At 65.1% G+C, this 13790-nt stretch carries 11 protein-coding genes; 9 read left to right on the top strand and 2 right to left on the bottom strand.

Features of this window, described 5'->3' with window-relative positions; genetic code table 11:
• Position 1: 1 nt before the first annotated feature.
• The gene (gene pdo / locus L0D18_RS00155; RefSeq protein ID WP_243026649.1) at positions 2-691 is read right to left on the bottom strand and encodes a protein disulfide oxidoreductase; all 690 of its coding nucleotides are present in this window, start codon (positions 689-691) and stop codon (positions 2-4) included.
• 165 nt (positions 692-856) lie between these two features.
• Between pdo and L0D18_RS00150 the strand changes: the two genes are divergently transcribed.
• The 4 genes from L0D18_RS00150 (at position 857) to L0D18_RS00135 (ending at position 4631) form a co-directional block, all read left to right on the top strand.
• The gene (locus L0D18_RS00150; RefSeq protein ID WP_243026648.1) at positions 857-2293 is read left to right on the top strand and encodes an MBL fold metallo-hydrolase; all 1437 of its coding nucleotides are present in this window, start codon (positions 857-859) and stop codon (positions 2291-2293) included.
• A 62-nt stretch (positions 2294-2355) separates the two neighbouring features.
• Positions 2356-3015, top strand: a complete 660-nt coding sequence (locus L0D18_RS00145) for a rhodanese-like domain-containing protein (RefSeq protein WP_243026647.1) — start codon at positions 2356-2358, stop codon at positions 3013-3015.
• Positions 3012-3773, top strand: coding sequence for a sulfite exporter TauE/SafE family protein (locus L0D18_RS00140; protein WP_243026646.1), 762 nt, complete (start codon positions 3012-3014; stop codon positions 3771-3773). The genes L0D18_RS00145 and L0D18_RS00140 overlap by 4 nt, the downstream gene beginning before the upstream one ends.
• A 9-nt stretch (positions 3774-3782) precedes the next feature.
• Positions 3783-4631: a nitrilase-related carbon-nitrogen hydrolase gene (locus L0D18_RS00135; protein WP_243026645.1), complete on the top strand. Its 849-nt coding sequence runs from the start codon at positions 3783-3785 to the stop codon at positions 4629-4631.
• Here the strand turns inward: L0D18_RS00135 and L0D18_RS00130 are convergent.
• Complete coding sequence (locus L0D18_RS00130; protein ID WP_243026644.1) at positions 4626-5561, bottom strand: peptidylprolyl isomerase; 936 nt, start codon at positions 5559-5561, stop codon at positions 4626-4628. The two genes, L0D18_RS00135 and L0D18_RS00130, sit on opposite strands and share 6 nt — an antisense overlap.
• Positions 5562-5574: 13 nt before the next feature.
• Between L0D18_RS00130 and hemE the strand changes: the two genes are divergently transcribed.
• The 5 genes from hemE to L0D18_RS00105 are packed head-to-tail and all read left to right on the top strand — an operon-like array spanning position 5575 to position 13776.
• Positions 5575-6600 carry a uroporphyrinogen decarboxylase gene (gene hemE, locus L0D18_RS00125; protein ID WP_243027022.1) on the top strand — a complete coding sequence of 342 codons (1026 nt, stop codon included), beginning with the start codon at positions 5575-5577 and terminating at the stop codon, positions 6598-6600.
• Entirely contained in the window at positions 6597-7550 is a 954-nt protein-coding gene (gene hemH / locus L0D18_RS00120; protein WP_243026643.1) for a ferrochelatase, read from the top strand. The genes hemE and hemH overlap by 4 nt, the downstream gene beginning before the upstream one ends.
• Complete coding sequence (gene hemG / locus L0D18_RS00115; protein ID WP_243026642.1) at positions 7538-8893, top strand: protoporphyrinogen oxidase; 1356 nt, start codon at positions 7538-7540, stop codon at positions 8891-8893. Before hemH ends, hemG begins: the two co-directional genes overlap by 13 nt.
• 35 nt (positions 8894-8928) lie before the next feature.
• Positions 8929-11169 carry a diguanylate cyclase gene (locus L0D18_RS00110; RefSeq protein WP_243026641.1) on the top strand — a complete coding sequence of 747 codons (2241 nt, stop codon included), beginning with the start codon at positions 8929-8931 and terminating at the stop codon, positions 11167-11169.
• Between the two features lie 39 nt (positions 11170-11208).
• Entirely contained in the window at positions 11209-13776 is a 2568-nt protein-coding gene (locus tag L0D18_RS00105) for an EAL domain-containing protein (protein ID WP_243026640.1), read from the top strand.
• The last annotated feature ends 14 nt before the right edge of the window (positions 13777-13790 follow it).

The raw sequence follows: 13790 nt of genomic DNA, 5'->3' as shown, positions 1-13790 counted from the left end.
GCTAGGCGCTCACCCCCACCGCCTTGCGGATGGCCTGGAGGAACTGGGAAAGGGGCTGGGCCCCAAGAACCCTTTCCTTGCCATGGTTCACGATGGTGTCGGGAACGCCGTGGATGTGGTAGCGGCTGGAGAGCTCGGGGAACTCGTTGGCCTCGATCATCTCGCCCCACACCTTGGGGGAAGCGTAGGCCATGCGGTGGGCGGTGCGCACCGCCTGGGGGCAGTAGGGGCAGGTGGGGGTGACGAAGACCTGGAGCACCACCTCCTCGGGCAGGTTGTTGAGCTCCTCCACCACGTTATCCGGTAAACCGTGGCCATCGCGGCCCAGCATCTCAATGTCCTCGAGGAGGCTGGCGAACTCATACCCTGCCGGAATCCCCCGGTAGCGCAGGTTGATGGCCTCTGAACCCTTCTCCCGCAGGATCAGGGTAGGGGGAGCCTCCACCCGGTATTCCTTGGCCTTCTCCTTCCCCTCCGGGGTGGCCAGGTCGTAGACCACCAGGTGCAGCCTAGGGGAGAGACCCGCCAGTTCCTCCAGGAGCTGCTTGGTCTCCTTGCAGTAGAGGCAGGGCTCCTTCCCCGGGGCGATCAGGGTGGAGGTATCGGTGAAAAGCACCAGCTCCACGTCCCGCTCGAGGTTGGCAAGCCGCTCGCGTACAATCTCCTGTTCCTTGGGTCCCAGTAGCGCCATCGTATCCTCCCGGATACCCCTATCGGGGTACATCCTCTCACCACTATAGCAAAGAAGGTACGCCAGGAGAATGTGCCCATTATCTCCATCCCCCGCTTGACCCATATACCCCATATGGGTATACTGCGGACCGTGGGGACAGATGCCCCTATCCGGAGGTGAAGCATGGTTTTCCGCCAAGTCTACGAAGAAGGTCTAGCCCAGATGAGCTACTTCCTCGGTTGCGCCGCCACGGGGGAGGCCTTGGTGGTGGACCCCAAGCGGGACATTGACACCTACCTGGAGATGGCCCAGAGCTTCGGCATGCGCATTGTGGCCGTGGCCGAGACCCACATCCACGCCGACTACCTCTCGGGGGCCCGTGAACTGGCCAAGGCCACGGGAGCCACCCTCTACCTTTCCGACGAGGGGGATGAGAACTGGAAGTACCAGGGGTTGGGGGGTTTCAGCTACGTCCTCCTCAAGGATGGGGACGAGTTTAAGGTGGGGAATATTCGGGTCAAGGCCGTGCACACCCCTGGCCACACCCCGGAGCACATCTCCTTCCTGGTGGCCGATGGTGCCGTCACCGATGAGCCTCTCCTCTTCCTCACCGGGGACTTCGTCTTTGTGGGTGACATTGGCCGGCCGGACCTTCTAGAGGAAGCCGCGGGCATCAAGGGCACCGCTTTGCCCGGAGCCAAGCGCATGTTCCAAAGCCTCAAGGAGAAGTTCCTGACCCTTCCCGACCACGTCCAGGTCTGGCCCGGGCACGGGGCGGGTTCCGCCTGCGGCAAGGCCCTGGGGGCCCTTCCCGCCACCACCGTGGGCTACGAAAGGCGGTATGCCTGGTGGGCGGGGTACCTGGACCGAAACGACGAGGAAGGCTTTGTCAAGGCTCTGCTGGAAGGCCAGCCGGAGGCCCCCACCTACTTCAAGGAGATGAAGCGGCTCAACCGGGACGGGATGCCCATCCTGGGGGGCATCCCTCACCCGGGCCGCCTCACCAAGGCGCAGTTTGAGCGCTACCTGGCAGAGGGGGCTATTCTGGTAGACACCCGGGACAAGTTCGCCTTTGCGGGCGGGCACCTCCGGGGTGCCATCAACATCCCTGCCGGCAAAAACTTCTCCACCTGGGCGGGGTGGCTTCTGCCCTATGAAAGGCCCCTCATCCTCCTGGCCCACCCCTCCGAGGTGGAGGCCCTGACCCGGGCCCTGATCCGCATCGGCCTGGACGAGGTGGTGGGGTACATCCCGGGCCTCGAGGGCTACGCCGACGGGGAACTGGAAACCGTGCCCCAGATTACCGCCAAGGAGGCCCATGCCCTCTGGCAAAAGGGCGAGGCGGTGATCCTGGACGTGCGGGGCCGGGACGAGTACCTGGCCGGGCACATCCCCGGGGCCCTGAACATCCACGCGGGCCGCGTCCTGGCCCACCTGGACAAGCTTCCCCAGGACAAGCCCCTCATCCTCCACTGTGTGGGCGGGGACCGCTCCAGCACCGCCATCAGCGCCCTCTTGTCCCATGGCTTTAAGAACGCCCTCAACCTCACCGGGGGGATCAAGGCCTGGCAGGAGGCGGGCTTCCCGGTGGTGAAGGGGGAGGAGCTGGTCCAAGCTTGAGTAGCCCGCTGGGGAGCTGGGGCCATACCCCGGTTCCCCAGGGCATCTAGGGGAGGCCAACCATGTACGAAGCGCAAGTCAAGGACCTAAGCCCAGAAGAGGCTAAGCAGCTTTACGACCAGGGTGTGCCCTTCATTGACGTGCGGGAGGTGGAGGAGTACGCCCAGGCCCGGATCCCGAGGGCGGGCCTCCTCCCCCTTTCCGAGTTCATGGCCCGTTACGGGGAGATCCCCAAGGACCGGCCTGTGGTCCTCTACTGCCGCACAGGAAACCGCTCTTGGCAAGCGGCCGCCTGGCTTTCCGCCCAAGGTTACGGAAACATCTACAACTTAGAAGGGGGGATTGTTCGCTGGTACCGCTCAGGCCTTCCCGTGGACACCACCCCGGTGGAGGTGGGCTACGCCGCCACCCCCTACCAGGAGGTGGGCCCGCACGAGGCGGAAAAGCTTTTGGGCGAGGCCCTGGTGGTGGACGTAAGGGAGCCCTGGGAGTATGCCGAAGGACACGTGCCCGGGGCCATCAACATTCCCCTCTCCTCCCTGCCGCAACGCCTAGCCGAGCTTCCCCAGGACCGGCCCATCCTTCTGGTCTGCAACTCCGGCAACCGCTCCGGGGTGGCGGCGGACTTCCTGGTAGGTCAGGGCTTCCCGGGGGAAAAGGTGTTCAACCTCGAGGGCGGCACCTACGCCTGGGTGGGAGCAGGCCTCCCGGTGGAGCGATGATCCTAGCCCTGATTGGAGCCCTTCTCATAGGGCTTTCCTTGGGCCTTTTGGGTTCGGGGGGATCCATCCTCACGGTACCCGTCCTGGTCTACCTCCTGGGGGAGCCCCCGAAGCAGGCCATCGCCGAAAGCCTTCTCATCGTGGGGGGGATCGCCCTTTTTGGAGCCCTTCCCTACGTCCTTAGGCGTCTCGTGGACTGGCGAAACGTGGTCTTCTTTGGCCTTCCGGGCATGGCGGGCACCTACCTGGGAGCCTGGCTTTCCCGCTTCGTCTCCGGGGAGGTGCAGCTTCTTACCTTCGCCATGGTGATGCTCCTAGCCGCCTACTCCATGGCCCGGCCCACCCTCTTATCCTCGGCAAAAAGGGCCTCCCGCAAAGCCTGGAAGGTGGTCCTGGATGGCCTAGCCGTGGGAGCCCTTACCGGATTTGTGGGCGTTGGGGGGGGGTTTCTCATCGTCCCCGCCTTGGTCCTCCTGGGGGGGCTTCCCATGCACCTGGCGGTGGGCACAAGCCTTCTCGTCATCGCCCTTAAATCCTTCACCGGCTTCTACAAGTACCTGCACCTCCTGCCCCAGTACGGCCTAGGGGTGGACTACCCCGTGGCCCTTCTCTTCATCGCCGTGGGCACCCTGGGGAGTTTTTGGGGTGGGCGGCTTGCCCTGCGCCTGCCCCAGGAGAGCCTGAGGCGGGGCTTCGCCCTTTTCCTGGTGGTCATGGGGGTTTTCATCCTGGGCCAGAACCTGGTCCAGGGACATTAGACTAAAGGGGTGCCCTTCCGCACCCTACTGGCCATCCAGGCGGAAACAAGGCCAGAGCACTACCGCACGGAAGAAGCCTTTCGCAAACGGGTCTTTTCCCTCTTAAGGCCCCTACAGGGCACCCCCTCTCCCCGCCTGGCCGCCTTCCCCGAACTTTTCGGGCTTCCCCTGCTCCTGCACCTGGGAGGGGATTTCCACCCCCGGGAGCTCCTCACCTCTCCCCTATCCCCCTGGAAACGGGCGCGAAAGGCCTATGAGGTCTTTCACCGGACCATGGCCGAGGCCGCCAGGGCCTTCGGTACCTACCTCCTCTCCGGCACCCTCCTTTCCCCGCCTTACGAGGAGGAGCTGGCCCGAGGGCGCTTCGCCAGGAGCCCCTTCTTCCAGAACCTGGCCCTCTTCTTCAATCCCCATGGCCGCCTTCTAGCCCAGGTGCCTAAGATAGAGCTCACCCCGCCCGAAAGCTGGCTTAGGCGGGGACACTTCGGGCCCCACCTGGTCCAAACCCAAGCGGGCCGGGTGGGTATCCTCACCTGTCTGGATGGATTTTTTGAAAAGCACCTGGCCCGCCTGGATGCCCTGGGAGCGGAAGTCCTCCTGCAACCCTCCGCCAACCCCGCCCCCTGGGAAAGGCCTTGGCCTTGGGATAGGTCCAGGACAGAGGGCGAGGTGTGGCTCGCCTCCGCCAGGGAACGGCTAAGGGACCGCGAGAACCTAAGGCTCCTCCTTAACCCCATGCTGAACGGGACAATCCTGGGCCTAAGCTTTGAGGGGCAAAGCGGTGTCTATGCCCCCGGGGAGACCCTGGCCCTGGCCAAGGCCCTCCGTGGGGATGAATCCCTTCTCCTGGTCCTATAGACGCTCGGGGAAAAGGGTGATGGGATAAGGGCGGATCAAGGCCTTGGCCAGCCGTTCCCATGCCAGGTCCTCCACCCCCTGGGCGATCTCCTCCGCCACCTCCTCTAAGGGGTAGCGTCCGGGCGGCTCCGTCCTTTCCAAAAGGATCACGTGGAAGCCGAACTCCGTACCCACGGGAGGGGAAACCTCCCCCGGCTTGAGGCCGAGAAGGGCCTTTTCAAAGGCGGGAATATAGGTGCCTTCCGGCTCGCATCCCAGGTCCCCACCCACCTCCTTGGAGCCCGGGTCCTGGGAAACCTCCTGGGCCACCTGGGCAAAGGCCTCCCCCTTCGCCAGGCGGGCGAGAACTTCCTTGGCTGCCTCCAGGGTAGGCACCAAAATGTGCCGGGCGCAGTAGAGGGTGGGGTGGCGGTACTCCGGGGAAAGGAGCCAAAGGGCCTTTAGGGCGGCGGGAGACACCCTTAGTGCTTGCCGGTAATGGGCCTCCAGGGCCTCGAGGGCCATGGCCTCGGAAAGCAAGAGGCGGTAGGCATCCAGGTCGGGTATCCCGGCTTGCAAAAGCGCCTGGAGCAGGGCTTCCTGGGAAGGAAAGGCCTCGGAGAGTTCCCAGACCTTCTTGGCCACCGCTTCCTCCCTTGGCCAAAACCCCCTTTTCCGGGCCACCTGGAGGAGGGCCCGTTCCTCCGCCAAGGCCTCCAAGTAAGGGGCCCGGTACTGGGCCAGAAGGGCCCGGGTTTCCTGGTTGTCGGGAAGGCCCAGTTGGCGAAGGGCGCCTTTGGCGAAGAGGCCAAAGCGTAGCTCAAACTGACTTCTCGTGAGGCTTTCGGGCCCCACCTGGGCCACCACCGGATCTTCTTGAGCAAAGGCCAGAAGGCCGAGGGCCAGAAAGAAAAGCCCCCACAAGGGGTTGCGGGAAAAAAGAAGGCGCATGCCCCATGCTAGCATGGAGGGCGTGAACGACCTCATCCTCAAGGCCGCTCGCGGGGAGCCCACCCCTAGGCCCCCCGTCTGGTTCATGCGCCAGGCGGGCCGTTACCAGAAGGAATACCAGGAGATCCGCAAGCGCTACTCCCTCCCGGAGATCGTGCAAAACCCCGAGGTCTGCGCTGAGGTCACCCTCTTGCCCGTGCGGCAGCTGGGGGTGGACGCCGCCATCCTCTTCGCCGACATCACCACCCCCCTCCACGGCATGGGGGTGGAGCTGGACCTGGTGGAGGGCAAGGGCCCGGTGATCCCTAACCCCATCCGCAACGAAAGGGGGGTGGAGGCCTTAAGGCCCTTGGAACCGGAAGAGGCCGTGCCCTTCGTGCTGGACACCATCCGTATTCTAAAAAAGGAGCTGGGAGTTCCCTTAATCGGTTTCGCCGGGGCGCCCTTCACCTTGGCCAGCTACCTCATAGAAGGCGGGCCAAGCCGCCACTTCCGGGAGGTGAAGACCTTCATGTACCGGGAAGAGGCCCTCTGGCACCGGCTCTTGGAAAAACTCACCGAGGGCATGGCCCGCTACCTCAAGGCCCAGGCGGAGGCGGGAGCCGACCTCCTCCAGGTCTTTGACTCCTGGGTGGGTGCCCTTTCCCCTGCGGACTACCGCCGGTACGTGAAGCCCCACATGGAACGGCTCTTTCAGGAGCTAAAGCCCCTAGGGGTGCCGGTGATCCATTTCGGGGTGGGGACCATGGGCCTACTAAAGGACATGCGGGAAGCGGGCGGGGATGTGCTCGGCCTGGACCACCACACCCCCCTTCCCTGGGCCCGGGAGGTCCTGGGGGAAACCCCCGTCCAGGGCAACCTGGACCCCGTGGTCCTCTTCGCCCCCAAGGAGGTGATCAGGCGGGAGGTGAGGCGGATCCTGGAGGAAAACGCCGGCAGAGCAGGGCATATCTTCAACTTGGGCCACGGCATTCTGCCCCAGACCCCCGTGGACCACGTGCGCTACGTGGTAGAACTCCTAAAGGAGGCGGAAGCATGAACGTACTCCTCATGGCCTACGGCACCCCCTATACCCCGGAAGAGATTGAGCCCTATTACACCGACATCCGCCGGGGAAGGCGCCCATCGGAAGAGCTCATCAAGGAACTGGAAGAACGTTACACCGCCATTGGCAAAAGCCCCCTGAACGAGATCACCCTGGCGCAGGCCATAAGGCTCCAGGCGCTTTTGAACCTCGAGGCCCCCGTCTATCCCAAGCGCCTTCTCGGCCCCTTTGGCCCCCGTACCCCCCAGGGCCCCGCCCGGGTCTACGTGGGCACCAAGCACTGGCACCCTTCCATCGGGGAGGCCTTGGCCGCCATGCACGAGGATGGGGTGCGGCGGGCGGTGGCCATCGTGGCCGCTCCCCACTACTCCCTAAGAAGCGTGGCCGAGTACCAGGAAAAGGTGGACCAGGCCCTTAAGGCCCTCCCTGAGCCCATAGAGGTGGTCTGGGTGCAAAGCTACGAGGCCCACCCCGGCCTCATCGCCGCCTATGCCAGGAGGCTGGAGGAGGCCATCTGGCGGCTAAGGGAGCCCAGGAAGGCGGCCTATGTCTTCACCGCCCACTCCATCCCCCTCGCCGCCGTGGAACGGGGCGACCCCTACCCGCGCCAGGTGGAAAGGACGGCGGAGCTCATCGCCAAGAGGCTCTCCCTCCCCCGGTATAGCGTGGCCTACCAGTCCGCGGGGCGTACCCCCGAGCCCTGGCTTGGCCCCGACATCAACGAACACCTAAGGGCCCTAAGGGAAGAGGGCTTTGAAGAGGTGGTGGTGCAGGCGGTGGGCTTCCCCGCGGACCATCTGGAGGTCTACTACGACCTGGACCTCGAGGCCCAGGCCACCGCTAAGGAAGTGGGGCTAAGGCTCCTTCGCGCCCGGAGCCTCAACGCGGATCTGGACTACATCCAGGTGCTCAAGGACCTGGTGGAGGCGGCGTGGCTCAAGTAGCTGTGGTGGGGGGAGGCTGGGCAGGGCTTGCCGCCGCCTTGGCCCTGAAGGAGGCCGGGGTGGACTTCCGGCTCTTTGAGGCCAGCCTCCGCCTGGGAGGGAAGGTGCGCACCCACAAGGGGGAAGGGTTTTTGGTGGAAGGGGGTCCCGATGCCAGCGTGCGCTACAAAAAGGAGGTGCTGGAACTGGGGGAACGCTTCGGCCTAACCCCCATCGGCACCCTTCCTGCCAAGCCTGCGGCCTACATCCTGCGCCGGGGAAAGCCTCATCCCCTCCCCGAGGGGCTTCTGCAAATCGTCCCCGGCAACCTCAAGGGCCTAGCCCGCACCTCCCTCCTCTCCTTTTCCGGGAAGCTTAGGGCCCTTTACGATCTCTTCCTCCCCCGGGGGAGCAAGGAAGACGAGAGCCTTAGGGAGTTTGTGGAGAGAAGGCTGGGTCCCGAGGTCTTTGCCGCCCTGGTGGCCCCCTTGGCGGGGGGCATCTACGGGGGGGAGCCGGACGAGCTTTCCCTGAAGGCCGCTTTCCCCCAGCTTCTGGAGCTGGAAAGAAGGCACCGCAGCCTCATCCTGGGGGCCATGCGCACCCAAAAGGCCCGGGGAAGCCGCGAGGGGGGAAGCCTCTTTTTCTCCTTCCAGGAGGGGCTTTCCGCCCTGACCCAGAGGCTAAAGGAGGGGGTGGGAGAGAAGACCCTCCTGGGTACCCCTGTCCTGGCCCTGGAGCCCCTGGGGAGCCGCTACCGCCTCCATACCCCTAGGGGCACCTGGGAAGCGGAGGCGGTGATTCTGGCCACCCCTGCCCCGGTGGCCGCCCAGCTTTTAAGGCCCTTTCTTCCCGAGGCCACCGCCCTTCTCAAGGGTATCCCCCACACCCCTGCGGCCACCGTGAGCCTGGCCTTTTCCGAGGCCTTGCCCGTGGAGGGGCACGGGCTCCTCATCGCCCAGGGGGAAGGGTACCGGGCCAGGGGTTTTACCTGGACCCATGGCAAATGGCCAGGGAGGGCCCCGGAGGGTTGGTCCCTGGTGCGGGCCTATTTCTCAGGAGAAGTGGCCAGGCTTTCCGAGGCGGAGCTGGCCAAGGTGGCCCTGGAGGACCTCCGCCGCTTCCTGGGCCAGGAGGTAAGGCCAGAGCGCACCTTTGTCTTCCGCTTCCCCGAGGGCATGCCCGCCTACCGGGTGGGACACCTGGAGCGGCTAGAAAGGCTAGACATGGCCCTCCTCAAGGTCCCAGGGCTCTTTCTGGCCGGGAACTACCTGGAAGGGGTGGGCCTCCCCGAGGTGGTGCGCTCAGGGAGAAAGGCCGCTGGGCGGGCCTTGGGCTACCTCACCCTCACCCCCACCCCCTAGGCAAGGGATGGGCTGCCGGATAGCATAAAGCAAACATGGTTTTGCCCTACCCCGTCATTGCCTTAGGCTCCCTTCTCATGGGCCTATTGGCAGGGTTTCTGGGCTACACCGATCCCTACATCCTCCCCTGGTTCATGATCCTCACCGCGGCCACCGCCAGCCTGCACGGGCTCGCTTTGGGATTGCTGGCGGCCTTCTTCTCGGCTGGGGTTCTCCTCCTCTTTCCCGGCTTCAACATCATGGCCCTGGCCCTTCTCCTCCTTTCCGCCTGGCTGGCCCACGGCATTGGGGAAAGCCTGAGAAGGGCCCACCGCCGGGCCAAGGCCCTAGCTAAGGGCCAAAGGCTCCTTACCGAGGCCCTCGAGGCCCTCCCCCAGGCGGAAAACCGGGAAGCCCTCCTTGCCTCCCTCCCCGAGCGCCTGGCCGCCTTGGGCGAAGGTGGGCACGTGGGGGTCTGGGTACCCGTAGAGCGCGGCTTCCGCCTTCTTTCCAGCATCCCCCCCTTGGCCCTTGAGGAGGTCCCGGCCAGCGGAGTCCTGGGCCGCGCCCTACAGGAAGCCCAGCCGGTTCACGTGCCCGACGTGCGCCAGGAGCCCGGCTATATCGCCGCCCCCGGCTTAAACGTCCTCTCGGAACTGGCCCTGCCCCTTTGGGAACGGGGCCAGGTAGTGGCCATCCTCAACCTGGAGCGCCCTGCCCCCTTCGCCCCGGAGGAAGTGGAGGGGCTTACCCGCTTTGCCCAGGCGGTAAGCCTCCAGCTGGACCGGCTTGCCGACCTGGAGGAGCGAAGGCTTCTGGCCGAGCTCTCCCTACGCCTACAAAGCGCCACCACCCTGAGGGAAGCCGCGGAAAAAGCCTTGGCCCTCCTCCTGGAGGCCCTCCACCTGGAGGCCGGTTTCCTTTGGGAGGAGCAGGGCGAGCGCATGGTGGCCCTGGCCTACCGGGGTGTAGAGGAACCCAGCCTCCTAGAGATCCTAAGAAAGGGCCTCCCCTACGGGCAGGGCCTGGCCTGGGAGGTTTACCGTGGGCAAAGCCCCCTCTTTACCGCCCGCTATGCCGAGGAGCCCAAGGCCATACCCGCCCTCAAGGCCCTGGGCTGGCGCACCATGGCCGCCTTGCCCATTCCCTCCGCCAAGGCCCCCCGGAGCCGCCGGGTTATGGTGGTAGGGCAAAAGGAAGCGCGCTTATGGCGAAGGGCTGAGGTGGAGCTCCTCCTCCTGGCCAGCCGCACCCTGGGCCTCGGCCTGGAGCGCCTTACGGAGAAAGCCCACCACGAGAGGGTAAACCAGCTTTTCCTAGAACTCTTAGATAAACCCTTGGATGAGCTTTATGGGCGCATCCTGGAAGAGGCTATCCGCCAGGTCCCAGGGGCAGAGGCCGGAAGCCTCTTGGTTTGGGAAGAGGGGGCTTACCATTACAAGGCGGCCTTCGGATATCGCCTGGAGGATCTTCAAACCGTGACCTTCAGCCAGGAGGAGCAACTGCTTTGGTACCGCCTGGGCCCCAAGAAGGCGCAAAAGGGGGAGCCCCGCATCCTCAGCCTTGAACACGAGCCCATCGCCGTCATCAGCCACCAGACCGCCCCGCCGGAAATTATGGACACCGCTGGCCGGGCTCAAGAAATCCAGGCCAACCTGTGCCTGCCGATCCCCTACAAAGGAGAGGTCTTGGCCTATTTAAACCTGGATAACCTCCACGATCCCCAGGCCTTCGGCGAAGACTCTTTGGAGGCCGCCCACTTCTTCGCCGCCCCCCTGGCCACCCTGCTCCACGAAAGCCGCACCCGAAAGCTCCTGGAGGAAGCCGCCCTCACCGACCCCCTTACGGGCCTGGGCAACCGCCGGGCCTTTGAGCGCTTCCTCCAGGAAGAGCTCAAACGGGCCGAGCGGTATGGCCATCCCCTTTCCCTAGCGGTCTTGGACCTAACGGGGTTCAAGGCGGTGAACGACCGGCTAGGGCATGCCGTGGGGGACCTGGCCCTTATCAAGGTGGCCGAGGCCCTAGAAAGGGAAAGGCGGAACGGGGACCGCCTTTTCCGCTGGGGCGGGGACGAGTTCGCCGCCATCTTCCCCCACACCCCCAAAAGGGGAGCCGTAAGCGCTGTCCTTCGTTACGCCAAAGCCATCCAGGGCCTTTGCTTTGACGGGCTCTGCCTGGGGGTGAACATCGGGGTGGCCAGCTACCCGGAAGACGGCAGCACCCCGGACGCCCTCCTTTCCGCCGCCGACGCCCGCATGTACCAGGCCAAGGCCCAGGGGCAGGCCGTGGTGGCTTGACCCTTTCCAAGAAGGCTGTATATTGGATGTGGCCTAGCTATGAACGGGACTTTTGGCCTAGGCCTATCCCAAGCGCTCCTTCCCCTGTTGCGCCGGGGGGTTAGGGGGTTGGCCGAGGCCCTAGAGCAGGTGGGCCAAACCCTGAGGGCGCACCGGGCCTACCTCTTTCGCCTGGAAGAGCGCCAGGGCACCTGGTATACCAGCCAGCTCGCGGAGTGGGCAGGGCCGGGTACCACCCCCCAGCTGCAAAACCCTGAGCTCCAGAACCTCCCCATGCGGAAAGCGGGCTACGGCCGCTGGCTGGACCTTTTCCTGGAAGACCGGGCCGTGGCGGGGCCTGTGGCCTCCTTCCCCGGAGAGGAGCAGCCCCTCCTCGAGGCCCAGGACATCCAAAGCCTCCTGGTGGTGCCCATCTGGGTGGAGGGAAGGCTTTGGGGGTTTTTGGGGGTGGACGACTGCCAGGAGGAAAGGGACTTCACCGCGGAAGAGGAAGCTTTCCTGCGCGCGGTGGCCGAGGTCCTGGCCCGCATCCTGGAGCTTTGGGAAAGGGAGCGCTGGCTGGAGACCCTGCTGGAATCCTCGCCGTTTTACCTGGCCCGCCTGGACAAGGAGGGCCGCCTCCTCTACGCCAACCCTGCCTTGCAAAGGGCCTTTCCCCAAGGGCCCGCCCTCCCCGTAGCCGAGGCCCTAAAGGCCCCGAACCAACCCCACGCCCACCTTTCCCAGGATGGCCGGGTGGTGGAGTGGACCCTGCTGGCGGTACCGGGGCCGGGGAAAGAGGTGCTGGAGGTCCTAGCCCTGGGGGTGGACGTGACGGAGCGGAAGGAAGCGGAAATCCGGGAGGCCCGCTGGAGCGTGTTCCGCAAAAACCTCCTGCGGGTCTACGAAACCCTCATGGCCGAGGGGCTTTCCGAGTCCATCTTTGGGCTGATCCTCGAGGCCGCCCTGGAAACCCTTCCCACCGCCCAAGCAGGAAGCGTCACCGTTCTTAAAGAGGACGGCTGTTACCATTTCGTGGCGGCCAAGGGGTACAACCTGGATGCCCTGCGGCAAGTATGCCTACGCCCGGAGGAACCCCTCTCCCTCACCGGCCATCGGGAAGCCCAGGTTTTCACGTGGAAGGATCTAAAACGCTTTAACGCCCGCCTAGACGGGAAGAGGCGGAAGATTATGGAGGAGGCAGGAAGGGTGGATGAGATCCAGGCCATCCTCTCCGTACCCGTGTATCTGGGAGGGGAGCGCAAGGCCTTCTTGTACCTGGACAACTTTGAGCGGGAGGATGCCTTCTCCCCCTTGGACCTGGAGCTAGCCCAGGCCTTTGCCAGCCAGCTGGGCCTTTTCCTAAGGCGGCTTGAGCTGGAGGACCGAATCCAGCACTTGGCCTACCACGACCCCCTAACGGGCCTCCCCAACCGCCTTTTCTTCCTGGAGAAGTTAGCCCAGAGCCTCCGCAAGGAAGCCCGGCACCTTGCCATCCTGTACCTGGACCTGGACGGGCTCAAGCTGGTGAACGACCTGGAGGGGCACAGCGCCGGGGACGAGGTGCTAAGGGTCATGGCCGCCCGCTTCCGGGCCGCCCTCCGCCCCCGGGACCTGGTGGCCCGGCAAGGGGGGGATGAGTTTCTGGTCCTGGTCACCGGCATCAGGGAAGGCCGGGAAGCCCTCGCCATCGCCGAGCGGTTACTGGAGGTGGCCCGCCTACCTTGCCCCGTGGGGGAGCGGGTCTACCACCTCTCCACCTCCATCGGCATCGCCCTGGGGGAGGAAGGCCTCTCCCCCGGAGAGCTCCTGGCCCGGGCCGATATCGCCCTTTACCGGGCCAAAGGGGAAGGCAAGGACCGGCTGGCCTTCTTTGAACCCCATTGGCAAGAAGCCCTGCGGCGGGAAAACCATCTCCTAGAGGCGTTGCGGGAAGACCTAGAACGGGGCGAAGGGCTTTGGCTGGTCTACCAGCCCATCGTGGACCTGAGCACAGGGGAAACGGTGGCCCTCGAGGCCCTCCTGCGCTGGCGGCAGGCCCCGCCTTCCGAGCTCATCCCCCTGGCGGAGCGCCACCGCCTGATGCCGGAACTTGGCCGCTGGGTCCTGCACCAGGCCTGCCGGGAACAAGCCCTACACGGGCTTACGGTGCATGTGAACGTAAGCCCCCAAGAGCTCATGAACCCCTCCTACCCTTTTCAGGTGGCGGAGATCCTCGAGGAAACCGCCTGCCCGCCCAGCCGCCTGGTCCTGGAGATCACGGAAAGCTCCCTGATCCCCGACGAGCGAGGACGGGACGCCAACCGGGCCCTGCAGGCCCTCAGAAATCTGGGGGTGGGCATCTTCCTGGACGACTTCGGCTCGGGCTATTCCAGCCTGGAGCGCCTGGCCGAACTCCCCGTGAATGGGCTCAAGCTGGGCCAAGCCTTCACCCAGCGCCTGGGAAACCCTCCCGACCCCCAGAGCCCCACCGCCCGCCTGGTGGCGGCGGTGTTGGCCCTGGCCAAGGCCCTAGGCCTACAGGTAGTGGCCGAGGGGATAGAAAACGATGCGGTGTTGGCCTATCTGAGAGGTCTGGGTTTCCCCCTGGGCCAAGGGTACCTTCTTGGCCAACCCCGACGTATCTGATGCCACCCCACCCT

It is taken from the genome of Thermus albus (assembly GCF_022760855.1).
GTDB classification, from domain to species: Bacteria; Deinococcota; Deinococci; order Deinococcales; family Thermaceae; genus Thermus; species Thermus albus.
This window is presented reverse-complemented; position numbering and strand designations above follow the sequence as displayed.